This window comes from Photobacterium iliopiscarium, from assembly GCF_003026395.1.
GTDB lineage: Bacteria > Pseudomonadota > Gammaproteobacteria > Enterobacterales > Vibrionaceae > Photobacterium > Photobacterium iliopiscarium.
Map to the genome: position 1 here is coordinate 1 of NZ_PYOO01000023.1, position 26,200 is coordinate 26,200.

The 26,200-nt window shown below is 40.6% G+C and carries 22 protein-coding genes, 5 tRNA genes and 1 rRNA gene; 6 read left to right on the forward strand and 22 right to left on the reverse strand.

What is annotated here, in order from left to right; all coding sequences use genetic code 11:
• The 4 genes from C9J51_RS18645 to rluD form a co-directional block, all read right to left on the reverse strand.
• Positions 1-74 (reverse strand): 16S ribosomal RNA (locus C9J51_RS18645); the annotation flags it as partial.
• 538 nt (positions 75-612) lie between these two features.
• Entirely contained in the window at positions 613-3,192 is a 2,580-nt protein-coding gene (gene clpB / locus C9J51_RS18650) for an ATP-dependent chaperone ClpB (RefSeq protein ID WP_045038604.1), read from the reverse strand.
• Positions 3,193-3,348: 156 nt separating this feature from the next.
• A complete protein-coding gene (gene pgeF / locus C9J51_RS18655; protein WP_107250983.1) occupies positions 3,349-4,077 on the reverse strand; it encodes a peptidoglycan editing factor PgeF in 729 nt (242 codons plus the stop codon).
• Complete coding sequence (gene rluD / locus C9J51_RS18660; protein ID WP_045038602.1) at positions 4,077-5,051, reverse strand: 23S rRNA pseudouridine(1911/1915/1917) synthase RluD; 975 nt, start codon at positions 5,049-5,051, stop codon at positions 4,077-4,079. The genes pgeF and rluD overlap by 1 nt, the downstream gene beginning before the upstream one ends.
• Before the next feature lie 172 nt (positions 5,052-5,223).
• Between rluD and bamD the strand changes: the two genes are divergently transcribed.
• From bamD to pheA, 3 genes are all read left to right on the forward strand, one after another.
• Positions 5,224-5,952 (forward strand): outer membrane protein assembly factor BamD, encoded by a 729-nt coding sequence (gene bamD, locus C9J51_RS18665; RefSeq protein WP_045040210.1) that lies wholly within the window; start codon positions 5,224-5,226, stop codon positions 5,950-5,952.
• A gap of 391 nt (positions 5,953-6,343) precedes the next feature.
• Positions 6,344-6,718: a ribosome hibernation-promoting factor, HPF/YfiA family gene (hpf, locus tag C9J51_RS18670; protein WP_045038600.1), complete on the forward strand. Its 375-nt coding sequence runs from the start codon at positions 6,344-6,346 to the stop codon at positions 6,716-6,718.
• A gap of 158 nt (positions 6,719-6,876) precedes the next feature.
• Positions 6,877-8,055, forward strand: coding sequence for a prephenate dehydratase (pheA, locus tag C9J51_RS18675; RefSeq protein ID WP_045040211.1), 1,179 nt, complete (start codon positions 6,877-6,879; stop codon positions 8,053-8,055).
• Positions 8,056-8,153: 98 nt separating this feature from the next.
• On the opposite strand, the gene tyrA is transcribed toward pheA, so the two are convergent.
• From tyrA to C9J51_RS18690, 3 genes are all read right to left on the reverse strand, one after another.
• Complete coding sequence (gene tyrA, locus C9J51_RS18680) at positions 8,154-9,281, reverse strand: bifunctional chorismate mutase/prephenate dehydrogenase (protein ID WP_045038605.1); 1,128 nt, start codon at positions 9,279-9,281, stop codon at positions 8,154-8,156.
• Between the two features lie 47 nt (positions 9,282-9,328).
• On the reverse strand, positions 9,329-10,399 hold the full coding sequence (locus C9J51_RS18685; protein WP_045040212.1) for a 3-deoxy-7-phosphoheptulonate synthase: 1,071 nt from the start codon (positions 10,397-10,399) through the stop codon (positions 9,329-9,331).
• 170 nt (positions 10,400-10,569) lie between these two features.
• Positions 10,570-10,953: a DUF2799 domain-containing protein gene (locus C9J51_RS18690; RefSeq protein WP_107275278.1), complete on the reverse strand. Its 384-nt coding sequence runs from the start codon at positions 10,951-10,953 to the stop codon at positions 10,570-10,572.
• 216 nt (positions 10,954-11,169) lie between these two features.
• On the opposite strand from C9J51_RS18690, the gene C9J51_RS18695 reads away from it, so the two are divergent.
• A complete protein-coding gene (locus C9J51_RS18695) occupies positions 11,170-12,663 on the forward strand; it encodes a carbon starvation CstA family protein (protein WP_045040213.1) in 1,494 nt (497 codons plus the stop codon).
• Between the two features lie 289 nt (positions 12,664-12,952).
• On the opposite strand, the gene rplS is transcribed toward C9J51_RS18695, so the two are convergent.
• The 5 genes from rplS to ffh all read right to left on the reverse strand — a co-directional run bounded on the left by rplS (position 12,953) and on the right by ffh (position 16,467).
• Positions 12,953-13,306 carry a 50S ribosomal protein L19 gene (rplS, locus tag C9J51_RS18700; RefSeq protein WP_045038596.1) on the reverse strand — a complete coding sequence of 118 codons (354 nt, stop codon included), beginning with the start codon at positions 13,304-13,306 and terminating at the stop codon, positions 12,953-12,955.
• Positions 13,307-13,343: 37 nt separating this feature from the next.
• Complete coding sequence (gene trmD / locus C9J51_RS18705) at positions 13,344-14,090, reverse strand: tRNA (guanosine(37)-N1)-methyltransferase TrmD (RefSeq protein ID WP_045038595.1); 747 nt, start codon at positions 14,088-14,090, stop codon at positions 13,344-13,346.
• 27 nt (positions 14,091-14,117) lie between these two features.
• Entirely contained in the window at positions 14,118-14,651 is a 534-nt protein-coding gene (gene rimM / locus C9J51_RS18710; RefSeq protein ID WP_045038594.1) for a ribosome maturation factor RimM, read from the reverse strand.
• A 26-nt stretch (positions 14,652-14,677) separates the two neighbouring features.
• Positions 14,678-14,929 (reverse strand): 30S ribosomal protein S16, encoded by a 252-nt coding sequence (gene rpsP / locus C9J51_RS18715; protein ID WP_045029303.1) that lies wholly within the window; start codon positions 14,927-14,929, stop codon positions 14,678-14,680.
• 170 nt (positions 14,930-15,099) lie between these two features.
• The gene (gene ffh, locus C9J51_RS18720; RefSeq protein ID WP_045038593.1) at positions 15,100-16,467 is read right to left on the reverse strand and encodes a signal recognition particle protein; all 1,368 of its coding nucleotides are present in this window, start codon (positions 16,465-16,467) and stop codon (positions 15,100-15,102) included.
• Positions 16,468-16,674: 207 nt separating this feature from the next.
• Between ffh and C9J51_RS18725 the strand changes: the two genes are divergently transcribed.
• Both C9J51_RS18725 and C9J51_RS18730 read left to right on the forward strand, forming a co-directional pair.
• Positions 16,675-17,472 carry a cytochrome C assembly family protein gene (locus C9J51_RS18725; RefSeq protein WP_045038592.1) on the forward strand — a complete coding sequence of 266 codons (798 nt, stop codon included), beginning with the start codon at positions 16,675-16,677 and terminating at the stop codon, positions 17,470-17,472.
• 122 nt (positions 17,473-17,594) lie between these two features.
• The gene (locus C9J51_RS18730; protein WP_045038591.1) at positions 17,595-18,911 is read left to right on the forward strand and encodes an HlyC/CorC family transporter; all 1,317 of its coding nucleotides are present in this window, start codon (positions 17,595-17,597) and stop codon (positions 18,909-18,911) included.
• 105 nt (positions 18,912-19,016) lie between these two features.
• Here the strand turns inward: C9J51_RS18730 and luxS are convergent, their stop codons facing one another.
• From luxS to C9J51_RS18780, 10 genes are all read right to left on the reverse strand, one after another.
• Positions 19,017-19,535: an S-ribosylhomocysteine lyase gene (gene luxS, locus C9J51_RS18735; protein WP_045040214.1), complete on the reverse strand. Its 519-nt coding sequence runs from the start codon at positions 19,533-19,535 to the stop codon at positions 19,017-19,019.
• 66 nt (positions 19,536-19,601) lie between these two features.
• A complete protein-coding gene (locus C9J51_RS18740) occupies positions 19,602-20,207 on the reverse strand; it encodes a transglycosylase SLT domain-containing protein (RefSeq protein ID WP_045038589.1) in 606 nt (201 codons plus the stop codon).
• Positions 20,208-20,286: 79 nt separating this feature from the next.
• Complete coding sequence (gene gshA, locus C9J51_RS18745; protein WP_045040215.1) at positions 20,287-21,876, reverse strand: glutamate--cysteine ligase; 1,590 nt, start codon at positions 21,874-21,876, stop codon at positions 20,287-20,289.
• Between the two features lie 152 nt (positions 21,877-22,028).
• Complete coding sequence (locus tag C9J51_RS18750) at positions 22,029-24,881, reverse strand: M16 family metallopeptidase (RefSeq protein ID WP_107275279.1); 2,853 nt, start codon at positions 24,879-24,881, stop codon at positions 22,029-22,031.
• 13 nt (positions 24,882-24,894) lie between these two features.
• Positions 24,895-25,341, reverse strand: coding sequence for a YqaA family protein (locus C9J51_RS18755; protein WP_045040216.1), 447 nt, complete (start codon positions 25,339-25,341; stop codon positions 24,895-24,897).
• Between the two features lie 275 nt (positions 25,342-25,616).
• Positions 25,617-25,693: transfer RNA gene (locus tag C9J51_RS18760), tRNA-Arg, on the reverse strand.
• A gap of 49 nt (positions 25,694-25,742) precedes the next feature.
• Positions 25,743-25,819: transfer RNA gene (locus C9J51_RS18765), tRNA-Arg, on the reverse strand.
• 49 nt (positions 25,820-25,868) lie between these two features.
• Positions 25,869-25,945: transfer RNA gene (locus C9J51_RS18770), tRNA-Arg, on the reverse strand.
• Between the two features lie 49 nt (positions 25,946-25,994).
• Positions 25,995-26,071, reverse strand: a tRNA-Arg gene (locus C9J51_RS18775).
• A 49-nt stretch (positions 26,072-26,120) separates the two neighbouring features.
• Positions 26,121-26,197 (reverse strand) — tRNA-Arg (locus C9J51_RS18780).
• Positions 26,198-26,200 lie beyond the last annotated feature (3 nt).

The window sequence follows — 26,200 nt, forward strand, 5'->3', positions numbered from 1 at the left end:
TGTTACCGCTCGACTTGCATGTGTTAGGCCTGCCGCCAGCGTTCAATCTGAGCCATGATCAAACTCTTCAATTAAAGTTTTGTTGTCTCTTTCGAGACGGCTCAATAAATACTGACTTTAATACCAACTCTTTATAAATAAAGAATGTAATTTTAAAGCTTTTTATCATTTAAAAAATGATAATTAAATAACTGTGTCACTTTCTTATTTTACTTTTAAAAAAGCAAATCAAAAAAGCAATCAAACTATTTCTAGTTCTAGGTCACTCAGTTTATTGATAAATCTTTCGACTTAACTATTCAATGAGTGCCCACACAAATTGCATGGTCAAATTGTTAAAGAACATACTGAACTCGGTAACCGCTTGCGCCGTTGTCCGTGTCAGTGAGGTCGTATTATAGGGAGATATTCGTTGCTGACAACCTTATTTTTACCATTTTATTTCGTTCGCTCAATGATTAATCTATAACGCCAAATTATGACAAATAAAACAGCTTTCATTATAGATAGCGTTTATTTTTGACATATTCCAACAACAAAAAAACGCCTTAGCACGTTAATGCAAAGGCGTTAATTAATCATAATTCGTTATTTTAAGCGCTCATTTTTTAATTACGCTTGTTTAGCAACAATCTTATCGTCTTCTACTGACAGTACGATTGGTTTACCTGGCATAAATTTACCTGATAGCAAATCTTGTGCTAACGGATTCTCAATATATTGCTGTATAGCACGTTTTAATGGACGCGCACCAAATACAGGATCAAAACCAGCATCAGAAATTAACTCTAAAGCACTCTCTTCAACCTCTAACTGGAAATCTTTTTCCGCTAAACGTTTTTCCAAGCGCGCAAGCTGAATTGAAGCAATATGTTTAATATTATCTTTACCCAGCGGATGGAACACGACGGTCTCATCAACACGGTTAATAAACTCAGGACGGAAATGTTGCCCTACCACTTCCATCACTAATGCTTTAATACCTTCGTAGTCTAAACTACCAAAGTGTTCTTGAATCCGATCAGAACCCAAGTTCGACGTCATAATGATCACTGTATTACGAAAATCAACCGTACGACCTTGACCATCAGTTAGACGTCCATCATCTAATACCTGTAATAGAATATTAAACACATCAGGATGAGCTTTTTCGACTTCATCAAGCAAAATAACAGAATATGGACGACGACGAACGGCTTCAGTTAAGTAACCGCCTTCTTCATAACCGACATAACCTGGAGGCGCACCCACTAAACGCGCCACTGAGTGTTTTTCCATAAACTCAGACATGTCGATACGTACCATCGCATCTTCACTATCAAACATAAAGTTCGCTAGTGACTTACATAATTCAGTTTTACCAACACCGGTTGGACCTAAGAATAAGAAAGAACCAATTGGACGTTGTGGATCAGACAAACCAGCGCGACTACGACGAATCGCATTAGCTACTGCCTCAACCGCTTCTTCTTGACCAATAACACGGTTATGTAATTCATCTTCCATGCGCAATAATTTATCACGCTCACCTTCAAGCATCTTCGCAACCGGAATACCTGTCGCTTTAGAAAGTACATCGGCAATTTCAACATCGGTTACTTTATTTTTAAGTAACGTCATATCTTGCATTTCAGCTTGAGCGGCTAAATCAAGTTGCTTTTCAAGTTCAGGTATACGCCCATACTGTAATTCTGACATACGATTTAAATCACCCGCACGACGGGCGATTTCAACATCAGTACGCGCTTGCTCAAGCTCTGTTTTAATATGCTGAGTACCCGATAGTGACGCTTTTTCAGCATTCCACACTTCTTCAAGTTCAGAATATTCGCGCTCTTTAATGTCTAATTCTTCAAGTAAGTTACTTAAACGCTTTTGACTTGCATCATCACTTTCTTTTTCTAGTGCTTGCTGTTCAATCTTTAATTGAATAATACGACGCTCTAAACGATCCATAGATTCAGGTTTAGAGTCAATTTGCATTCGAATACTGGAAGCGGCTTCATCAATCAGGTCAATCGCTTTATCCGGTAATTGACGATCTGAAATATAACGGTGTGATAACGTCGCAGCAGCTACAATCGCAGGATCGGTAATTTCAACATGATGATGAAGTTCATAACGTTCTTTTAAACCACGCAAGATAGCAATGGTATCTTCAACGCTTGGCTCATCCACCAGCACTTTTTGGAAACGACGCTCTAATGCTGCATCTTTTTCTAGATACTGACGGTATTCATTTAAGGTTGTTGCACCAACACAATGAAGATCACCACGCGCTAAAGCAGGTTTAAGCATATTACCCGCATCCATTGAGCCTTCGCCTTTACCCGCGCCAACCATGGTATGGATTTCATCGATAAACAATATAATACGACCGTCTTCTTGAGACAGTTCATTTAATACGGCTTTTAAACGCTCTTCAAATTCACCACGGAATTTAGCACCCGCAATCAATGAGCCCATATCTAATGATAATACCCGCTTGTCACGTAAGCCTTCAGGCACCTCACCATTAACAATCCGTTGCGCTAACCCTTCAACAATCGCCGTTTTACCGACACCGGGTTCACCAATGATCACGGGGTTGTTTTTAGTGCGGCGTTGTAAGACTTGAATAGTACGACGAATTTCATCATCACGACCAATCACAGGATCTAACCGACCTTGCTCTGCTCGCTCGGTTAAATCGATAGTATATTTACTTAATGCTTGGCGATTTTCTTCGGCATTTTGATCATCAACTTTCTGACCACCACGGATTTGATCGATAGCTTTACCAATCTGATCCGCTTTTAAACCCAATTCGCGTAATAAATCCCCTAATGGGCCTTTATCATTATCAACAACGGCAAGGATAAATAATTCAGATGAAATAAATTTATCGTTACGTTTTTGTGCCAGCTTGTCACACATATTAAGTAATGTGCCCATGCTATTAGAAAGCTGAACTTCACCACCAATACCAGTCACTTTTGGAATACGTTCTAGTATCTCACCCAAACGCGAACGCAGCTGAGTAGAATCCACATTCAAAAGGGTAAGTAATGGACGTACGGTACTGCCTTCTTGGTTTAATAACGCAACCATAAGATGTGCAGGTTCAATGTATTGATGATCACGCCCTAAAGCTAATGACTGAGCATCAGAAATAGCGGCTTGGAACTTACTGGTAAATCGGTCAAGACGCATAGGTCCCCCAATAATATATTTAATAATCTGTTACTAGTTATATGGTAGTTCGTAGGGTTTTTTCAAGACTCTGAAAGCGCAAAATAATGCTGCAAAAAAAGCGGGTATATTGTTAGCCAATATGCTCGCTTATTATTTGTAGTGTTCACGATAAGATTAACGCAACCAAATCAATGAGGCTTGACGTCCAGTAACCGCTTGGCGACGATAAGAATAAAACAACTCATCGTCATTAAACGTGCAGTACTCACCACCATAAATAGCGTTAATACCATGCTGTTGTAATCGTTGTCGCGCCAATAAATATAAATTAGCTAACCACTTATCACCATGAGCAACAAATGCATCAGCCGCACTGGCGTTAACATCAATAAACTGTTGTCGCACTTCACTGCCAACTTCAAACGCTGTTGGGCCAATTGCAGGTCCCATCCATGCCATAATATCAGCCGCAGGACAGGTAAACTTAGCAATGGCATTATCAATTACTCCAGCAGCAAGTCCCCGCCACCCAGCATGAACAGCTGCCACTTCAGTTCCTTGCTTATTACACAATAGAACGGGCAAACAGTCAGCCGTCATGATGGCACAGGCTAAGCCAGGCTCACGGGTAAAGCTACCATCAGCATCGATAACATCCGTTAACGGTGCAGTAAGATCAATCACAATCGGGCTGTGAATTTGATTTAGCCATGCAGGCTCTGCCGTTAACCAACAATGCTGTTTCAACAATTGACGATTGGTCAGTACTGAACTTACATCATCCCCAACATGTAATCCCAAATTGAGTGCATCGTAAGGTGCAGAACTAACACCGCCAAAACGGGTTGTACTGACCGTTAATACATTCTCTGGAGCAGGCCAGTTAGAAATGATGGTTTGCATTAATAGTTATCTTCGCTATTTTCAACGTTATCTTTACGTAGAATATCAATCATTGCGATCATGTCGTTTGGTAATGGTGCGTGCCATTCCATTAACTCACCCGTAATCGGATGTGATAAACGCAACATACGTGCGTGCAATGCTTGACGATCAAATGAACGTAATGCATGAATAAATTCATCAGATGCATGACGAGGCGGACGAGGACGACCACCATAGATCACATCACCAACCAACGGATGGCTCATGTATGACATGTGCACACGGATTTGGTGAGTACGACCCGTTTCTAGACGTAATACAATACGTGTATGCTCACGGAAACGCTCAGCAACACGGTAATGGGTGATTGCATCTTTACCCAATTCGTGGACTGCCATACAGATACGCTTGGTTGCATGACGACCGATAGGTTTTTCAATCGTGCCACCACCGGTCATTTGACCAATAGCAATGGCTTCATATTCACGGGTGATTTTACGTTTTTGTAGTGCACGCACTAAACGTGTTTGTGCTTGAATAGTTTTAGCGACGACCATTAAGCCAGTCGTGTCTTTATCCAAACGGTGCACGATACCTACACGCGGTACTTCTGCTAATGCTGGGTAATGATATAACAATGCATTTAACACTGTACCATCAGGAGTACCAGCACCTGGGTGAACCACAAAATCACGTGGTTTATTGATCACTAGAATATCGTCATCTTCATAAACAACATCAAGTGGAAGGTCTTGCGCAATCCAACGCAATTCATCTTCAATTTCGGCTTGAATGAAAAGTTCTTCGCCACCCATCATTTTTGAACGTGGTTTGTTGTCAATTTTACCGTTTACTGAAACCATGTCCTTTAGAATCCACTCTTTGATACGAGAGCGGGAATAATCGGGATATAATTCAGCAATAACCTGATCAAGGCGCTTGCCTAGTTGGCTTTCGCTAACTGTATTTGTTAATTCTATTTGCTGTGCCATAACGAACTTTTTTAAAAAGCGTGAGACTAATTGCCATACGCTGCGTAAAATGTACCAAGCTTAATAAAACGATGCTTGATGTAAATTAATATAATGTCATTGTATCTGTTAACGGCTCAGTCCGTAATGGATCGAGCAAAATAAAATTTTTTTCAAGGAAACTGACGCCGTAATGAAACGCCTGACAATATCAACTTTTCTTGCTGTAGCCTTGCTTTCAGGCTGTTCCAGTACTGAGAAAGTCATTCCTGATGTTCCGCCATCAGACTTATATTCTACTGCCCAGCAAGCATTGCAGAGCGGTAATTGGAATAATGCTATCGAGCGCTTAGAGGCAATGGACTCTCGTTATCCATTTGGGGCTTACTCAGATCAAGTACAATTAGATCTAATCTATGCCTACTACAAAAATGATGATTTACCATTATCACAAGCCACTATTGCACGTTTTTTACGCTTAAATCCAACGCATCCACAAGCTGATTGGGTTTATTATATGCGTGGTCTAACGCATATGGCACAAGATCGTAGCTTTATGCATGACATGTTCAATATTGATCGTTTTGATCGTGATCCAACCCCTTCACGCCAAGCATTCCGCGATTTTAAATACTTACTAGAACGCTTCCCTGATAGTCAGTATGACGCAGATGCGAAAGCACGTATGGTTTTCTTAAAAAACCAACTCGCTGAGTATGATCTTGCTGTTGCCGATTTTTATGTTCGCCGAGAAGCTTGGATTGCAGCCATTAATCGTTGCCAACAAGTACAACGCTTATACCCAAACACTAGCGCTGCTCGTAAGTCCCTACTTCTTGAAAAAACAGCTTATGAAAAATTAAAACTGAATAAAGAAGTTGCACGTACAGAAGCGGTGATAAAACTCAATCCCGTAAAATAACACCAACATAATATGACAATAAAAAATGGCAGCTCAATGAGCTGCCATTTTTATGAAATCAAACTAATAATAATTAACTATTTTAATAAATTATAGATTAATCACCATCATATCCACCTCGAACAAAAAACGCTCAGCGCATTGAAATTAAACGTATTTATTCCCTAGTTAGCATGAGCTACCAGTCATTGATCTCTTTCCATACTGCCTTAACTTATCAGTAAATCTCAAGCATTTTTTAGACATTTTTTTGCAACAAACCCACTTTGATCACATTTTTTTTGATAAAAAAACACCAACAACAATAGCGTGACAAAGATCACATTATAAGTTGGTATTTTTAGTAATCTGAACTTAACCCAACAAAGGGTAGCAAACGAGGAAGATAAATATGACATTAGAAATCACTGGCAAGAACATCGATATCACCCCGGCTATCCGTGAGCGTTTTGAATTTAAATTCGATAAGTTAGAAAAGCTTCAGGTACCACTAATCAAAAAGCACATCATGATTAGTAAAGAGCCAAACAAGCTATTTAAAATTGAAGCATCAATTGGTATTGCAGGAGGACAACTCGTCGCCTCAGCTGAACATGAAGACTTGTTTGGTGCTATCACTGAGCTATACCAAAAACTAGATCGTCAATTGAAGAAACAAGCTCACAAACCTAATGCACGTCGTGCAAGTCATAGTGAAAAACCAACACAAGCGGAAGCAGAAGATACCGCTGAATATGATGATGAAGTCGAATTTGATGAAGCATAATCGTTAACGATTAAGAGGATTTAAAACAGCCCTGCCGATGCAGGGCTGTTTGCTTTGTACTTGACAATAAAAGCCACCCTGCCTAATGTGGATTGCTATGATAAAACGATAATATGCCGCTTTCATATGCAAGAAAGCCGATCATAATAAGGATCGCTATGACCGATAACACACATTATTCATTGGATGATATTCGTAGTAATGTCACTCGCATCGACAATGCATTATTAACACTTTTAGCTGAACGCCGCTTATTAAGCCTTGAAGTCGCTAAAAGTAAAATTAGCACCGCTAAACCCGTACGCGATCAAGCTCGTGAACAAGCATTATTATTACGTCTTATCGAAACAGGCAGAGAACACCAACTTGATCCGCTGTACGTTACCCAACTCTTTCATACTATTATTGAAGACTCCGTCCTATATCAACAAGCTTATTTACAACGGTTAGTTAATCCTGAAAATGCGTTACCAACAGCAAGGGTATCTTTTTTAGGTTCAAAAGGATCGTATTCACATCTTGCCAGTCGTAATTATTTTAGCCGTAAACAAACCCAACTGGTTGAAATAAGCTGTTCGGCTTTTCGAGATGTTATTAATGAAGTAGAAACAGGCCATGCTGACTACGGTGTATTGCCAATAGAAAACACCAGCTCCGGCTCAATCAATGAAGTCTATGACCTATTACAACACACCAGCTTATCGATTGTAGGGGAAATTACCCAACCGATAGAACATTGCTTATTAACTGCGGTTGATACTCAATTGAAACATATTGATACCCTTTATTCTCATCCTCAGCCACATCAACAGTGCAGCGAGTTCCTCCATGGCATGGGAAAAATTGATCAACAATACTGCTCAAGTACAGCGGATGCAATGCTGGCCGTTGCAGAGCTAAAACAGCCTAACATCGCAGCCATTGGTAATGCGTCTAGTGGTGAAATCTATGGTTTAACCCCAATAAAAACCAATATTGCCAACCAACAACAAAACTTTACCCGCTTTATTGTTGTTGCCCGTAAACCGGTTAGCGTCAATTCATTGATTCCCGCAAAAACGACATTAATTATGTCAACTGCACAAACGGCGGGCTCACTCGTTGAATGTTTACTGGTACTTCGCAATGCAAACATCAATATGACAAAACTTGAATCTCGTCCTGTTATCGGTAATCCATGGGAAGAAATGTTCTATGTTGATGTTGAGATAAATGTAAAAGCACCATTAATGCAACAAGTCTTAGAAGATCTCACCCGCTTAACCCGCTTTATTAAAGTCTTAGGGTGTTACCCAAGTGAAAATGTCACTCCAACTGAGGTTGAGTTTAGCGAATAATATTTCCAAATAAAGCGCGTATTACCAGCATTAAAAAAGCCCACCTTCATGATTGAAAGTGGGCTTTTTAGTGATCATGTTCTAACTTGGAACGCTATTTATTTATGTCGAGTTGAATCATTCGCCTGTCTAAGTAGTCCTTGGCTCTCGACTAAAAAATATTGGGCATAATCACCAAACCAATGTTCTACCTGATCAAATGCTTGTTTAAACGCCGCTTTATCTTGGCGCTCTAGCATTTCAATGGCATCACCAAAACGTTGATGAAAACGTTTGATCATCGCTAAGTTCTGAGGCGCTGACATAATAATATCTGCATACAACTGCGCATCTTGCGCAAATAGTCGTCCAACCATGGCGAGTTCTAAACGATAAATCGGCGAACTTAGTGACATCAATTGTTCTATTTTCGGGTCTTCTTCGGCTAAATGAACCCCATAAACAAATGATGTAAAGTGACGTAATGCCTGAATCAGAGTCATGCCCTGATCATGCTCAATCGCACTAATACGATTTAATGACGCCCCCCAAATTTGAATTTGTTCTAACAACCATTGATAACTTTCTGGCTGACGACCATCACAGTAAACCACCACTTGTTTAGCCAAACTTGGAATATCAGGACCAAACATTGGATGTAAACCAACAACCGGGCCTTGATGAATTTCTAGCATCGCTTGCAGCGGACCACTTTTAATCGATGTAAGATCGGTGAGAATACAATCTGTTGGCAAGTTAGCTAACTTAGCGATAATCGCTTCCGTCATATGAATAGGAACGGATACCACCACCATTCCCGCATCATGCAAGATCTCATCCGCTCGATGCCAATCATCACGGCCTAAAATACGGACTTGATAGCCCGATAACTCAAACATTCGTTGAAATAGCTGCCCTAATTGCCCATAACCACCAACAATCACAATTGGACGTAATTGCGGATTTAAACATTTAAACCCAGAATCATTTTCACTAGAATACGATTCACGCATCGTTCGCCGTAACACATCTTCAATCAAATCAGCCGGAACACCTTTTGATTCAGCTTCTTGACGACGAGATGCTAACATTGCCGCCTCACGATCTGGGGCGTAAATAGGCAGTCCATGCTGACTTTTTACAACGCCAACTTGTTCGACTAACGCTAAACGGCGCGCTAGTAGCTCCACCATTTGACGATCAACATCGTCTATTTGATCTCTTAATATGCTTAACTCAGCAACCATGACTTTTGACATCCGTATTTATCCAACTGCAACTATAATGCAAAGGGTTATTTAATTCTATTTTGTAAAAACGGCACTAACTCTTGGTGGGTTTTCCGCAATAATTGTTCTGTCGCTTCCCAACTAATACACGCATCAGTAATCGATACTCCATAAGCCATCTCTTGTAATGGTAAATCCGCACTTTGATTCCCTTCATTAAGATGACTTTCAATCATTAGACCAATAATTGAACGGTTTCCTTCTCGAATTTGATGAATAACATCCGTCGCTATCAATGGCTGTCGTTGGTAATCTTTAAGAGAGTTAGCATGGCTACAGTCTATCATTAACGACGGTGTAAGGCCTGCCGCTGCCATTTCTGTTTCACATTCAGCCACCGACACCGAATCATAATTAGTCTGTTTACCGCCACGTAAAATAACGTGACCATCAGGATTACCTTGCGTGGCAAGTAATGCCACCTGTCCATTTGGGTTGATCCCCATAAACTTATGTCCAGAAGCCGCCGCTTGCATTGCATTAATCGCGGTCGCTAAACTGCCATCGGTGCCATTTTTAAACCCAACAGGCATCGATAATCCACTTGCCATCTCGCGGTGAGTTTGTGATTCCGTAGTACGAGCGCCAATGGCTGACCAGCTAAATAAATCGCCTAAATATTGCGGACTAATAGGATCCAGCGCTTCTGTGGCAACAGGAATACCGTCTTCAACTAAATCAATCAACAATTGACGTCCAATATGCAGCCCTTCTTCAATTTCAAACGAATCATCAAGGTAAGGGTCGTTGATTAATCCTTTCCAACCAACAGTCGTCCGCGGTTTTTCAAAATAAACTCGCATCACAATATAGAGTTGATCATCAAGCTCAGCAGCGAGGTTTTTTAGTTTTTGAGCATATGTTTTTGCTTGTTCTACATCATGAATCGAGCACGGTCCACAGACCACCAATAAACGGTGATCATGATGATGAATAATATCAGCAATCGTTTGACGTGATTGCTCAATAAATGCCAGCGCTGTATTTGATACCGCCATTTTATGTTTCAATTGTAAGGGGGTAATTAACACGGATTCTTCTGCAATATGAATATTGTTTAAGCCATCTTTTTCCATCGGTCATCTCTGCCTGTTATAGATATTCTTTCACCAACATAACAACTGCATCATCATCATTGCAACAACTTGTAAACATAGAATGCCATTTGTAAACATTTATTTACAAATGGCATTCTATTTCTATCCTTTCCGTTTTTATAATCTGTCTTATTTTAACCGTTATTAAATTACAAACGAGGCTCCATGGTGCCATAGCGTTCAAAGCCTTGTTGCCATTTAGTGAGATATAAACCTTCTTGCTGACGGCGATATTCACAGAGACCCCACTTCACTTTTCCTTGTTCACCTAACTTAAAAATATGCTCTAAACTGCAATATTGATCTAATCCTTGCTGGTAGCCTTGTTGATAACTGCCATAATCTAATGTCATTGTTGAATCATATTTTTTAGTGATTACGTCTAAATTGTCATGCGATAATTTTTCACTACCAGCAATACCGTTATAAAAGCCTAATTGATGAAAGTCACCATTGGTCACTAATTTTTTTTGTGTCACACAACCCGTCATTAAAGCTCCAATTACCACGGTAAATAAGACCTTTTTTATCATTATCAATTCCTTTTAGAAAAACACATCAACGTCTATACCACATTAAAAGCGTGCTTATATTAACAAATATCGATAGAAGTTATTATTGAACACTAATGCATATCACATTCATAACATTATCTTAAGAAGCTAAAAATTGAAACTATTACACTGGTTGGCAGCAGAAATAATGCGATCCCTTTTAATTGAGTCACACATTAGATAACGAGGATATATATGGCGTGGTTTTTACTTTGTGTTGCTGCCCTACTTGGCGGCTATTTTATTTACGGTAGCTTTATTGAAAAAGTCTTTGGCGTAAACGCTAATCGTCAAACTCCCGCTTATACCAAGCAAGACGGGGTTGATTATGTTCCCATGTCTAACAACAAAGTCTATTTAGTTCAGCTCTTAAACATTGCCGGCGTTGGCCCTATATTTGGTCCCATTATGGGGGCGTTATATGGCCCAGCAGCCATGCTATGGATTGTACTTGGTTGTATTTTTGCAGGGGCCGTCCACGATTATTTCTCCGGCATGCTTTCAGTTCGTAACGGTGGCGCATCAGTCCCCACATTAACAGGACGCTACTTGGGTAACGGTGCAAAACATTTTATGAATATCTTTGCTATCGTACTGTTACTGCTTGTTGGGGTTGTATTTGTCTCCGCCCCCGCAGGTATGATCACTAACCTGATAAATGATCAAACTAATCTTAATGTCTCAATGACGACAATGGTGGTGATCATTTTTGCTTACTATATTCTGGCAACAATTGTGCCTGTCGATAAGATCATTGGTCGCTTTTATCCTTTCTTTGGCGCATTACTGATTTTTATGTCGGTCGGATTAATCACCGCTATTGGCATTTCAGATGAACACGAATTATTAGGCGGTTTTGAAATTAGTCATATGTTCACCAACATGAACCCTAATGACTTACCATTATGGCCAGCACTGTTTATTACCATCGCGTGTGGCGCTATTTCTGGCTTCCATGCTACTCAATCACCATTAATGGCTCGCTGCATTGAAAATGAACAAAACGGCCGCTTTATCTTTTATGGTGCGATGATTGGAGAAGGTATTATTGCGTTAATCTGGTGCGCACTGGCTTTATCATTCTTTGGTTCGATAGAAGCATTGTCTGATGCTATTGCTAATGGTGGCCCAGGTAATGTGGTCTATAGCTCATCATTTGGCTTATTAGGTGTCTTTGGGGGCATCATTGCTTTTCTTGGGGTGGTTATTCTACCAATTACTTCAGGTGATACCGCGTTCCGTTCAAGTCGTTTAATTCTGGCTGAATATTTTAATATGGATCAAAAGCCATTACGTAATCGTTTATTAATGGCAATGCCTCTGTTTATTTTAGGCGCGATTCTGACTCAAGTCGATTTCGCTATTATTTGGCGTTACTTTGGCTTTGCAAACCAAACCACAGCAGTAATGATGTTATGGACAGCATCTGCCTATCTATTACGACTTGATAAGTTGCACTGGGTCGCAACCATTCCAGCGATGTTCATGACCACGGTATGTATCAGTTTTATTCTCAATAACGATCAACTTGGCTTTGGCTTACCAATGACAATCTCAACAGTTGTAGCCATGATTGCGACAGGCTTTATCACTGTCATGATCATTAAAAAATCACAAGGAAAAGGCGTGATAGATCTTGATGCTGATGACATCGAACAAACCAAAACACCACTATCATCTAAAAGCTAATCCCAATACGAAGCTATCAATATAAAAATCAGAACATTAACAAAACCAGTGCTCGTCACTGGTTTTTTTCATTATACCAATCCCATTAATTAAGGGGTCATCTTTCCAAAGCATTAGATTCCCTATCGCCCTCGCGGGCATTCACTGTAGGGAATGACGAAAGAGAACATTAATTTAGTTCAGAAACTTATTGTGATTGGTATTACCTTAATTTATAGCCAAACCCTGATTTACAGCCAAAAAAAAGCCCACCATATAGGTGGGCTTTTCGATAAACGTCAGACGCTTATTACTTTTTAGTAAGCTTCTCGCGGATACGTGCTGATTTACCAGAACGCTCACGTAGGTAGTACAACTTGGCACGACGTACTGCACCACGACGTTTAACAGTAATGCTGTCAACTACTGGAGAGTGAGTTTGGAACGCACGCTCAACGCCTTCACCGTTCGACATTTTACGAACAGTGAATGCTGAATGTAGACCACGGTTACGGATTGCGATTACAACGCCTTCAAAAGCCTGTAGACGCTCACGATCACCTTCTTTAACTTTAACTTGTACAACAACAGTGTCACCTGGTGCGAAAGTTGGTAGGTCTGTTTTTAGCTGCTCTTGCTCAAGAGCGTTAATGATGTTACTCATTTGATGTATACCCTAGAATAAACTGATACTAATTTAATTAAATACTTGCTTTATTTTCGCGGATAAATTCCGCGAGCAAGAATTCCTGATCGTCAGTCAGAGCTAGGTTTTCCAGGAGCTCCGGTCTTCTCAACCATGTACGGCCTAACGATTGCTTTAATCGCCAGCGACTAATCTCTTTATGATTGCCAGACATTAATACCGAAGGTACTTCATGCCCGTCCAACAATTCTGGTCTGGTGTAATGAGGACAATCTAACCAACCATTTGCAAAAGAATCTTCTTCTGCTGACGCAAAATCACCTAGTACGCCCGGAACAAACCGAACGACGGCATCAATTAGCGTCATGGCAGGCAATTCGCCACCCGTTAACACAAAATCACCGATAGACCATTCTTCGTCTACCTCTTGCTGGATAATGCGCTCATCAACCCCTTCATAGCGACCACAGATAAGAATTAAATTCTCTGTCTGCGCTAACTCCTCAACACCAGCTTGATCCAGCTTACGGCCTTGAGGGGAAAGGTAGATTACTTTAGCCTGACCTTTTGCAGACTTTTTGGCAGTGTGAATGGCATCGCGCAAAGGCTGCACCATCATTAACATACCCGGTCCACCACCATACGGTCGATCATCCACCGTACGATGTTTATCGTGCGTAAAATCACGAGGATTCCACGTATCAACACTCAAAAGGCCTTTTTTTACCGCCTGGCCTGTTACCCCATAGTTAGTAATGGTAGAGAACATTTCAGGAAAAAGACTGATGACTCCAACCCACATATGCTCACTCACTTATTTTACTAGAGGTTAAAACTCAGGATCCCAGTCAACTTCGATCCGCTGAGCAGTGCGATCAATCAACTTGATGACCTGCTCATCGAGGAACGGGATTAAACGTTCCTTCTGTCCAAAAGCATCTTTGAGATTCGCCTTAACAACTAACACATCGTTGGAACCTGTTTCCAGGATATCAATAACTTTACCTAGGTCGTAACCTTCGGTTGTCACTACTGACATACCAAACAATTCACGCCAGTAGAATTCTTCATCTGACAGTGCGGGTAGTTGATCAGCCAAAACTGCTACTTCTGCATTAGTGAAAACTTGAGCATCCTCGCGGATATCCATGCCTTCTAGCTTAGCAACAAGACCTTGGCCGTGGCGTTTCCATGATTCAACATGGATTTCCGTCCACTCACCTTTGATTTTAATCATCCAAGGGGTGTAGGAAAAAATACTTTCAGATTGTTCGGTGTAGGAAAAAACTTTGAGCCAACCCTTGATACCGTAGGTGGCACCCAGTTTACCGACAATAATGTGGTCTTGGTTTTTAATACTCATCGTTTTTCTCTGTACCTAAGTACTAATTAAGCTACAGCTTTAGCTGCATCTTTGATTAGTTTAGCTACACGATCAGTCGCACAAGCGCCTTGACCTAACCAGTGGTTTACGCGATCAAGATCTAAACGTAAACGCTCTTCTTGACCCTTAGCTAGTGGGTTGAAGAAACCGATCTGCTCGATGTTTGCGCCGTCACGTGGAGCACGTGCGTCAGCAACAACGATTTGATAGAATGGACGCTTCTTAGCGCCGTGACGTGCCAAACGAATAGTTACCATATCGTCCTCTTTGCATTACTGTAAAATAAATGACCCCGCTATAATAACGAGGTCCGTGCCAAAATAAAGCCTCGGAATTTTACCCTTTGGGACGGCGAATGCAACTGCTTTAGTTACTTTTTCACCGTTTAAGTAGAATAAAAGCTTTAAAACCATTAAAAATCAGACTATTAACGACCTGGGAACATTCCACCGCCAGGCATCATGCCTTTCATTTGACGCATCATATTCTTCATTCCACCTTTTTGCATCTTTTTCATCATCTTTTGCATCTGGGTAAATTGCTTCAATAATCGATTAACGTCTTGTACTTGAGTACCAGAACCGGCAGCAATACGCTTCTTACGAGAGCCTTTAATTAACTCAGGTCGAGCACGTTCACCCTTGGTCATTGAGTTAATAATAGCTTCCATTTGCATGAAAATTTTATCATCAACTTTATCTTTCATATCACCAGGCAACTGCGACATACCCGGCAGTTTATCGAGCATGCCCATCATGCCACCCATGTTTTTCATTTGCTGAAGCTGGCTGCGGAAATCTTCAAGATCAAAACCTTTTTTGTCTTTAAATTTCTTAGCTAATTTTTCTGCTTCTTTTTTATCAACGTTACGTTCTAGATCTTCGATCAACGATAAAACGTCACCCATACCTAAAATACGGGAAGCAACACGATCAGGATGGAACGGTTCTAAAGCATCAGTTTTTTCACCAACACCTAAGAATTTAATTGGTTTACCCGTAATGTGGCGTACAGATAATGCTGCACCACCACGTGCATCACCATCAACCTTGGTTAAAATAACACCGGTTAGTGGCAATGCATCATTAAATGCTTTCGCTGTATTCGCCGCATCTTGACCCGTCATGGCATCAACCACGAACAAGGTTTCAACTGGGTTTAATGCTTGATGAATGTCTTTGATCTCACCCATCATTTCTTCATCAACGTGCAAACGACCTGCGGTATCGACAATCACCACATCATAGAACTTGGTTTTACCGTGTTCTAATGCCGCTTTTACAATCGCTAATGGTTTTTGCTCAACGTTCGATGGGAAGAAATCAACACCAACATCTGTTGCAAGGGTTTCAAGCTGCTTGATTGCCGCAGGGCGGTAAACGTCGGCAGAAACAACCAATACTTTCTTTTTATCGCGCTCTTTTAATAGCTTACCTAATTTACCTACACTGGTGGTTTTACCCGCACCTTGTAGGCCAGCCATCAAAATAACTGCTGGCGGTTGGCAGCTTAAATCAAGCGCTTCATTACCTTCACCCATTACCGCTTCAAGTTCAGATTGAACAATCTTAATGAACTCTTGGCCTGGTGTTAGACTTTTTGATACTTCAGTACCAACTGCACGTTCTTTTACGCGCTTAACAAATTCGCGAACAACAGGTAGCGCAACGTCGGCTTCGAGTAATGCCATCCGCACTTCACGCAAGGTATCCTTTATATTGTCATCCGTAAGACGACCACGGCCGCTGACATTTTTAAGCGTTCGCGATAAACGCTCGGTTAAATTTTCGAACATGTGGTGCTACTCGCTCGTTACGCAACTCAATCAAAATTGCAAAATTATCAAAATTACTACAAGTATACCGCAAAAAAGCTTGGTCTTTCATGTAAACCCATCGCTCTTTTTGGGATTACATTGGCGACGAAGGTTTGAGCAGGGTATAATTGTTGCCTCTAAATATTAAAAATAGCTATTCGTGACTAAGGAGTTATCTGGTTGACTATGGACATGCTAATTGCCATTCCTGCAGTAGGGTTTTATATCGTTGCACTACTGCTTGTTGTCCCAGGACTTGCCAACAATAATGGCATTAAAACGCAACCGGTTTTTATTACCGCTATTATTGCTATTGCCTTACATCTGCTATTACTTAAGGATCTTATTTTTAGTTCAACAGGTCAAAACCTCAGTATCCTTAACGTTGCATCACTGATTAGCGTTATAGTTGCTAGCTTAACTACGCTTGCAATGTTAAAAATGCGGATTTGGTTCTTATTACCTGTTGTATACAGCTTTGCTGCGATTAACTTGTTTGCTGCAACTATGTTGCCCGGTGCCTTTATTACCCATTTAGAAGCCCAACCGCAAGCTTTAGTACATATTTCTCTGGCTTTGTTCTCATATTCAACCTTAATGATTGCCACTTTATACGCCCTGCAACTCGCTTGGCTTGATCATAAATTAAAACATAAAAAAAGCTTACAGCTTAATCCTAACATTCCACCATTAATGATGGTAGAGCGCCAACTTTTCAAGATCATTATTGTCGGTTATAGCTTATTAACTGTCACTCTAATCAGCGGTTACTTTTTTATTGGCGATATTATTGCCCAAGGTAAAACCCATAAAGCGATACTATCTTTATGTGCTTGGATAATTTACAGCGTATTACTATGGGGTCATTACCGCCAAGGCTGGCGCGGTCGTAAAGTAGTTTGGTTTTGCCTTGCCGGTGCGTTTTTACTGACATTAGCCTATTTCGGAAGCCGTTTTGTCAAAGAAATTATCATTGGTAGCTAGTTACGCTACATACACCTAAATTATTGCTACACTTATTTTTATAATAGTTGCTGCTTTATCTATTATTGTTCAGTTATTCAATAACTAACAATATTTGCTTAATCTGTTAAGGACTGCCCCTTTTGGACCAAATTTCCACAGGCTTATTATTTGCTTTACTTGCTCTTATGATCGTCATTTCAGCTTACTTTTCAAGTTCTGAAACAGGAATGATGACCCTCAACCGTTATAAATTACGCCACCTTGCTAGCCAAGGGCATAAAGGGGCTCAACGAGTAGAGAAGCTTCTTTCACGTACCGACCGTTTACTGGGCTTAATTCTCATCGGCAACAACTTGGTTAATATTATTGCATCTGCCATTGCAACCATCATTGGTATGCGCCTTTACGGTGATGCTGGCGTGGCGATTGCAACAGCAGTCTTGACCATTGTGATCCTTGTTTTTGCTGAAGTAACCCCAAAAACAGTGGCAGCGCTGTATCCAGAAAAAGTCTCTTACACCAGTAGTATCTTACTGAATATTTTAATGAAGCTACTCTACCCATTAGTGTGGTTTGTTAATGGTATTACTAACGGTTTCTTGTTTATTCTAGGCATAAAAAAAGACAACAATACGGCATCCAATATTAACTCTGAAGAATTACGTACCATTGTTAATGAAGCGGGTTCGCTGATCCCTCGTCGTCACCAAGATATGTTAATTTCAATTCTTGATTTAGAAAATGTCACCGTTGAAGAATTGATGATCCCGCGTAATGAAATAGCAGCGATCAATGTTAATGATGATTGGAAATCCATTGTGCGCCAGCTCAGCCACTCAGCACATGGTCGTATTGTCTTATATCGCGATAGCATTGATGAAGTGGTAGGTATGCTACGTGTTCGTGAAGCTTATCGCTTGATGATGGATAAAAATGATTTCAGTAAAGAAAACCTACTTCGAGCTGCCGATGAGGTTTATTTTATTCCGGAAGGCACGCCATTAAATATTCAGTTACTAAAATTTCAACGCAATAAAGAACGCATTGGTTTAATTGTTGATGAATATGGTGACATTCAAGGTCTAATCACCGTTGAAGATATTCTTGAAGAAATCGTCGGTGAATTTACCACTTCAATAGCGCCCACACTTGCAGAAGAGATCACCCTACAAAAAGATGGCAGTTTATTAATTGAAGGCAGTGCGAATATTCGCGACCTTAATAAGAGCTTAAACTGGCAACTACCAACGGATGGACCTCGCACATTAAATGGCTTTATTCTTGAACATTTAGAATATATTCCAGATGAAAAGATCAAAGTTGATATTAACGGCCATAAAATGGAAATCATTGAGGTTGCAGGCAATATGATTAAATTAGTCAAGGTGTTGCCGACAAACAATAATCCAGAAAAGCAATCTAAAACAGAAGCAGAACAAAAGCTTAATAGCCACTGATCGCGCTAGTTTTAACTAATAATCAAATAAATAACGCTTAAAAGAAGAAAGCCGCATTGTGATTTTATACACAATGCGGCTTTTTTTAGTATTCAATATTGGTGATTATTTTACATGTAATTGCTGCAACATCGCTTCAGGTAAAGCAAGCGTATCGTTTTTATTGACCTCAATACCCGCATTGATAATCGCAGTTGCAATCGCTTGTGCTTCTGTTAACGAATGCATGCTGTAAGTGCCACATTGATATTCATTTAACTCTGGTATTTGCTCTTGAGTAGCGACTGCTAGCACATCTTGCATTGCGGCTAACCAGGCTTGAGCAACAGTTTGCTCGGTCGGTGTGCCGATCAAGCTCATATAAAAACCTGTACGACACCCCATCGGTGAAATATCAATAATTTCCACCGTGGCTGAATTTAGATGCTGACGCATAAAGCCTGCGTACAAATGCTCTAGCGTATGAATACCACGTTCGCTAAGAATATCAGCATTAGGGCGACAAAAACGTAAATCAAATACGGTAATGGTGTCACCTTTAGGGGTTTGCATGGTCTTGGCTATCCGTACTGCGGGCGCATGCATTTTGGTATGATCGACAGTAAAGCTATCAAGTAATGGCATTGCTTTTCTCCTTGTCTTAAAAATAAATCCTAACACCTAATTACGGTGGTGCGTACAACAATTAACCTACCACCAACTTTTATTAGCATTGAGTTCTTTTCGGCATTGCTTTAATTGCCAACCATAATTTTTTGATTGTTGTTCAACCTTACGTGCCACTTTCATCAACCACGGTTTACTTCGATAAGTACCACGCTTATAACCGCCACGACCATCGTGATAAGCGAGATATTGTCCATATGCATCCCACTTTGAAACCCCTAATTGACGCTGCGTTTCATGGGTATACCAGCCAATAAATTGTATGGCGTCATCAAAATTACTGCGTGAACCGCCATGTCCGGTATGTTTTTGAAAGTCAGCCCATGCTGGATCTTGTGCTTGTGCATAACCATAAGCACTGCTCACCCGCCCCCATGGAATAAATCCCAAGACATAATCTTTTGGCGGTAATGCATCATGACGATAGCTACTTTCTTGCTTCATGATTGCCATCACAACATTAATCGGCGTGCCCCATTTTTGCTGCATATCGACCGCATCTTCATACCAATCAGGATACTGGCGAAAGATACTACACAAATTTGATTGATTGCTTGGCGGGGGTGTCGCACAGCCACTGACAATAAAAGCCGCCACGGTCAGTAATAATAATCGTGCACGTAATCGCATTTTTAACCTTTCTTGTTAATCATTAACATTGATCAAAAAAAAAGCTGACACTTAAAAAGTGTCAGCTTAATTAAATATATTATTTGGTTAACGTCGGTATTTCCACATCAACATCAGCAAAATAGTCTGCTAAGAAGTCATCAAACGAAACTGTGTCACTTTGTTCAATTTGACGTTGTTTTATCGCTGAAGCCGCAACTTCTTGCTCAAACGTTGCTTGATCATAAAAGCGGAAATTTTGTTGGGCTAATTGATTAGCATGTACGGTAGCGTAATAATCCCCTAGAGGACCTATTCCTTGATAGGTTTTGATCTGTTCAAGTAGCTTGGCAGAAAACGTCAACTGAGGATCATCAATCCAAGTTAATAATCGCTGACACGTTTGCTGATATTTATCATTGCCATGTAAGCCATCCATGGTAACGGCAACTTGCTCTAATTCAGCAAACACGCGACGTCCCCATGTTTTTAAAAGTAGCTCTTCACCACCACACCCAATTTTAAGTTCCAATTGAGGATTACGGCCATCAACAACAACCTTATTCCAATTGTCACGCCAACACGCTAATTCACAATCAGTCATATCAGGAGATGGCGTTAATGTTGCCCAAATTAAAAATAGATCAAGAAAACGCACCTGATCTTCATCAATACCAATTGGGCTAAATGGATTCACATCAAGTGAACGCACTTCTATGTATTCTACTCCGGCACGTTTTAATGCTTCTGATGGTTTTTCACCACTTTTAGCTACACGTTTAGGACGAATAGGAGCATATAGCTCATTTTCTATCTGTAATACATTGCTGTTTAACTGCTGACGCTTACCATCAACAACCACACCTAACTCAGAAAATTCTTCTGATGGCGTATGAATAGCGCTGTTCAGCCCAGTCAAATACTGTTCAATGTTATTAAAACCAATTTTTAACGAACTTTGAGCATGGTTGGTATAGCCTAAATCACTTAACCGTAATGCGGTCGCATTCTCTAAAAAGTAAGTGCCTTTACCTACTTTTTCAAATGACGCTTTGAGTGCTTCATTTTGAATGAATGAACCACATAACGCAGGTGAAGAACCAAATAAATACGGAATTAGCCATCCAAAACGGTAGTAGTTTCGAATCAAGCCAAAGTATGCATTAGAAACTGAGTCTTGGCGCTGTTGCTTTGTTTGATCGCCAAATAAACTATCCCAAAAAGTCTCAGGAAAAGAAAAATTAAAATGCACCCCAGAAATAATCTGCATCACACTGCCGTAACGACGTTTTAGACCTTCACGGTAAAGGGTTTTCATCTGGCCAGTATTTGAACTGCCATACTGTGCCAATTCAATTTCGTTTTGATCACCCACAAAGCATGGCATAGACATCGGCCATAAACGCTCACCAGCCATGTGACTTAATGAAAACTTATGAATATCGTCTAATTGTGCAAGTAGATCGTCAACATCACGAGAAACTGGCGTAATGAACTCTAATAAAGATTCAGCAAAATCTGTAGTAATCCATTTATTGGTTAATGCAGAACCTAAAGCGGCAGGGTGTGGTAATGAAGAGACTTGTAAGTCTTCTGTTATACGCAAAGACTCGCGCTCAAGACCACGCCCTAACTGTGTTAATGCGTCAGGATTTTTGGCAACCTGTTGCAACCTTTCAGAAAAAGTCATGAAGGCCATTCTCGTTTTTATCTAATTGAAGAAAACAGGGTAATCATTATTTAGCAGGATTACCATGCTTTATAGTATTAATCATTGTGAAATATATTTACTAAACAATAACAGCCTTTGGTTTAATAAAGGCTGTTACTCCACTTTTTATTTTACTGATTAAGCATTAATTGATGAACCGGCAACCCTAATGTTTTTAATTGCGGCAACAATGTCTTTGCATCCCCGACAATAACTATTTGATAATCTTTAGGGTTAAACCACTTCTGCGCTAATTTATCCATTTCAGCTTTAGTAATTGTAGCGACAATATGATTCCGTTGAGCCACAAAATCTTTTGGTAAATCATAACTGAGTATGGTGCCTAACAACGCGGCTTTTTTCGCAGGCGTTTCATAACTAAGAGCATCTTGCTGACCAACAGCTAACCGCATAAACTGCACTTCTTTGTCGGTTAGACCGGTAGTACTCATACGTTTTAATTCTGCCATAAATTCTTTTATGGCAGGTAAAGTCGCATTAGCACGCACTTGCGCGTAAAAATTTGTAACGCCAACCTCACGCCCACCGGTTAAATAACCACCGGCACCATAGGTATAGCCTTTATCTTCACGCAAATTCATGTTTAAGCGGCTATTAAAATTACCCGCTAAATTAAAATTAGCCAGCTGGGTTTTAAATAATTCACCGGTAGCGTCATAAGCTAAACCTTGGCGTACAAACCGTATTACCGTTTGTGGCGCATGGGGTTTATTCACTAACCATACTGCTTGTTGTGATAGCTGCGGCAACGTTGGTGTAGTAAAAACAGGTTCACTTTGACCTTTCCATGCAGCCAAAGGCGTCAGATCGTTCTGTAACTGCTTGGTATTAATATCACCAACAACCACAATATCAGCACCATTAGGGGTGTAATAACGCTGGTAAAAATTCTTAACATCTTGCAGCGTAAGAGCATTAATTGAGGCTTGAGTTCCTTCCGTTGGACGACTAAACACCGTGCCTTTAAATAACACATCACGGGTGGCTTGATTCGCTAACCATTCAGCACTTTGATGTTCATAAACAATGCCTTCCAACATTTGTTTTTTTAATCGTTTAAAATCAGATTCAGTAAAGTTAGGCGTCAATAATCGTTGCTCAAACAAGGCTAACGTTTGAGGTAAATTCTTAGTTAAAGAAGTAAGTGAAATTGTCGTACTATAAAGTCCTGCATTAACAGTAATACTACTGCCTAAGGTATCCAGTTGTGATGCCATCTCTTCTGCGGTTAATTTCGCGGTACCTTCGTTCATCATTGCTGCTGTTAATTGCGCTAATCCCGCTTTTCCTTCAGGCTCAACTCGACGTCCCGCAGGTACACCTAACTGCAAGGTAATGGTTGGGGTTTCTTGATATTCAGTTCCAATAACATTAATACCATTGGCGAGTTTAAATTCATATAAACTCGGCATCACCGCTTTAACCGGGGTCGATGCTTGTGGCATCACACTACGATCAAAATTATCAGTCACCGTACGATACGCTAAATCTTGTTCTTTAATCTTATGGTGAACAGGTAAACGTCTTGGTGCTGGAGTAAAGTTTGGCTGCGCAGCCTGTAGCTGTAATTGCCCTTTGGGCACCACACTTAAACTCACATTTGGCTGCTGGTATAGATAATTATTGTAAACCGTCATTATACTATCAGTCGTAACTCGGTTAGCATTCGCTAGCTCTGTCGATAAATAATTAGGGTTACCAAAAAAAGTTTGATAAGACGCTAATTGTGACACTTTACCTGCCACGCTTTGCAGTCCATAAATAGCGCTTGCAGCAACCGAACCTTTAATTTCATTCAATTGTTGAGGGTTAATACCTTGGGTTTCAATACCATTGACGACCGCCATCACTTTAGTACGCAACTGTTTTAAATTGCCCTGATTACCACTTGGTGCCATGGCATAAACATACATAGTACACGCAAGCTCTGCACAATCTTGAAAAGCGCCAGCATCAACAGCGTCACCGGTCTTAACTAATTTTTGATAGAGTAAGCTATTGGTTCCACTACCAATAATTTGCCCAAGCATGTCCAATGATGACTGATCTTTCGCGCCAAGATAGGCGGTCGGCCAACCCATCATTAACATCGGCTGTTGAATATTATCCTCAAGAGTAATAAAGCGATTATTAGCTAATTTTGCAGGCTGTTTAGGTGCCGTTTTAACTTCAGGGCCACGAGGGATAGAACCAAAATACTTATTTACCCACGCTAATGTTTGGGCTTTATTAATGTCACCACCAATGGTCAATGTTGCATTGTTAGGTCCATACCAACGTAAGAAAAACGCTTTAAGATCATTAACATCAACCCGATCAAGATCTTCAACATAACCAATTGTCTGCCATGAATATGGATGACTGCGCGGATACAAGGCTTCAGCCATTTTTTCATAAATCATTCCATAAGGACGATTTTCAAAATTCTGGGCGCGTTCATTTTTAACCGTTGATCGTTGAATTTCAAATTTACGTTGTGATACTGCATCTAATAAAAAGCCCATTCGATCGGACTCTAGCCACAACATTTTTTGAAGTTGATTTGCAGGTACGGTTTCATAATAATTAGTACGATCACGGTTAGTACTACCATTAAGATTACCCCCCGCTTCCGTAATTAAACGGAAATGCTGTTGATCACCAACATGCTTTGAGCCTTGAAACATCATGTGTTCAAAGAAATGAGCAAAACCCGACTTTCCTTGCTGTTCACGTGCAGAACCAACATGGTAAGTGACATCAACATTGACTAAAGGATCGGAGTCATCAGGCGATAAAATAACCGTTAAACCATTCGCTAACTGATATTTACTGTAAGGAATCACCGCCTTGCCCGTTACGGCTTTCACTTGTTCAATAAATTTAACGCCTTGCGGTAAATTATTATTGATTGAAGCATCGTCGTGCCATTGACTACAACCTGCTAATGACAATAATGCCGCACTTAAAACCCACTTTTGCACGTTAATACATTCCTTACACTGATAATCCGGAAAATAACCCTAGCACAATTGCAGCTAAGGCAACATAGCGTATCATTTTCCCTATAAAAATAGCCGCTACACACCACCAAAAACGCATTCGCAACCAACCTGCTGCAAGGCATAATGGATCACCAATCAATGGCATCCAGCTTAAAAGTAAACTCCAATAACCGTATTTCTTTAACCATAATAATGCTTTATTACTTTGTTTATTCTCGGCAGTTTTATCTGGTAGCAATAGACCTAACCAATAATTAGTTAACCCGCCAAGGGTATTACCGATGGTTACCACTGCCACAATTTGCCAAACTGGATTATCGCCCATTTTTAACGCGGCAATTAAATTGGCTTCAGATCCCCCCGGTAGCAAAGTTGCACTTAAAAACCCCGTCGCAAACAGTACCCATAACCCAAGATCGCCATTCATTAATTCTGTCATCGAGCCGTTATCTCATAAATTGATACTTAAAAATCCATGCAGCTCAACGCCCTAGCTACAATAATACAAATAATTCAGTTTGGATAATAATACCAAGCCTATTAATAGTCTGTTATTTAATCTTTTATTTAATGTCACGATAGCGTTATAACAAGATCACCAAGATTAATACCTTGATGTCATAAGCGATAGAATGATAACGAGAAAAGGAAAGTGATAATGGGAATAAAATGGAGGTATAAAAAAAGCCCAGCCTAAGCTGAGCTTTTAAATGATGGTGCGCGCGGGAGGATTCGAACCTCCGACCGCCTGGTTCGTAGCCAAGTACTCTATCCAGCTGAGCTACGCGCGCACTAATTCTGTTGCAACAACAGACATTGAGGTCTGTTGCTTTTAAATGATGGTGCGCGCGGGAGGATTCGAACCTCCGACCGCCTGGTTCGTAGCCAAGTACTCTATCCAGCTGAGCTACGCGCGCACTAATTCTGTTGCAACAACAAACATTGAGGTCTGCTGCTTTTAAATAATGGTGCGCGCGGGAGGATTCGAACCTCCGACCGCCTGGTTCGTAGCCAAGTACTCTATCCAGCTGAGCTACGCGCGCACTAATTCTGTTGCAACAACAAACATTGAGGTCTGCTGCTTTTAAATGATGGTGCGCGCGGGAGGATTCGAACCTCCGACCGCCTGGTTCGTAGCCAAGTACTCTATCCAGCTGAGCTACGCGCGCACTAATTCTGTTGCAACAACAGACATTGAGGTCTGCTGCTTTTAAATGATGGTGCGCGCGGGAGGATTCGAACCTCCGACCGCCTGGTTCGTAGCCAAGTACTCTATCCAGCTGAGCTACGCGCGCACT

Bases quoted from the DNA above. Each gene is read 5' to 3' on its own strand.
- clpB (WP_045038604.1), bottom strand. From the start codon at position 3,192: ATGCGTCTTGACCGATTTACCAGTAAGTTCCAAGCCGCTATTTCTGAT.
- C9J51_RS18695 (WP_045040213.1), top strand. From the start codon at position 11,170: ATGGCGTGGTTTTTACTTTGTGTTGCTGCCCTACTTGGCGGCTATTTT.
- luxS (WP_045040214.1), bottom strand. From the start codon at position 19,535: ATGCCATTACTTGATAGCTTTACTGTCGATCATACCAAAATGCATGCG.
- rluD (WP_045038602.1), bottom strand. From the start codon at position 5,051: ATGGCACAGCAAATAGAATTAACAAATACAGTTAGCGAAAGCCAACTA.
- pheA (WP_045040211.1), top strand. From the start codon at position 6,877: ATGACCGATAACACACATTATTCATTGGATGATATTCGTAGTAATGTC.
- C9J51_RS18755 (WP_045040216.1), bottom strand. From the start codon at position 25,341: ATGACAGAATTAATGAATGGCGATCTTGGGTTATGGGTACTGTTTGCG.
- bamD (WP_045040210.1), top strand. From the start codon at position 5,224: ATGAAACGCCTGACAATATCAACTTTTCTTGCTGTAGCCTTGCTTTCA.
- C9J51_RS18725 (WP_045038592.1), top strand. From the start codon at position 16,675: ATGGACATGCTAATTGCCATTCCTGCAGTAGGGTTTTATATCGTTGCA.
- gshA (WP_045040215.1), bottom strand. From the start codon at position 21,876: ATGACTTTTTCTGAAAGGTTGCAACAGGTTGCCAAAAATCCTGACGCA.
- C9J51_RS18690 (WP_107275278.1), bottom strand. From the start codon at position 10,953: ATGATAAAAAAGGTCTTATTTACCGTGGTAATTGGAGCTTTAATGACG.
- rplS (WP_045038596.1), bottom strand. From the start codon at position 13,306: ATGAGTAACATCATTAACGCTCTTGAGCAAGAGCAGCTAAAAACAGAC.
- rimM (WP_045038594.1), bottom strand. From the start codon at position 14,651: ATGAGTATTAAAAACCAAGACCACATTATTGTCGGTAAACTGGGTGCC.
- C9J51_RS18685 (WP_045040212.1), bottom strand. From the start codon at position 10,399: ATGGAAAAAGATGGCTTAAACAATATTCATATTGCAGAAGAATCCGTG.
- hpf (WP_045038600.1), top strand. From the start codon at position 6,344: ATGACATTAGAAATCACTGGCAAGAACATCGATATCACCCCGGCTATC.
- rpsP (WP_045029303.1), bottom strand. From the start codon at position 14,929: ATGGTAACTATTCGTTTGGCACGTCACGGCGCTAAGAAGCGTCCATTC.
- ffh (WP_045038593.1), bottom strand. From the start codon at position 16,467: ATGTTCGAAAATTTAACCGAGCGTTTATCGCGAACGCTTAAAAATGTC.
- tyrA (WP_045038605.1), bottom strand. From the start codon at position 9,281: ATGGTTGCTGAGTTAAGCATATTAAGAGATCAAATAGACGATGTTGAT.
- trmD (WP_045038595.1), bottom strand. From the start codon at position 14,090: ATGTGGGTTGGAGTCATCAGTCTTTTTCCTGAAATGTTCTCTACCATT.
- C9J51_RS18740 (WP_045038589.1), bottom strand. From the start codon at position 20,207: ATGCGATTACGTGCACGATTATTATTACTGACCGTGGCGGCTTTTATT.
- pgeF (WP_107250983.1), bottom strand. From the start codon at position 4,077: ATGCAAACCATCATTTCTAACTGGCCTGCTCCAGAGAATGTATTAACG.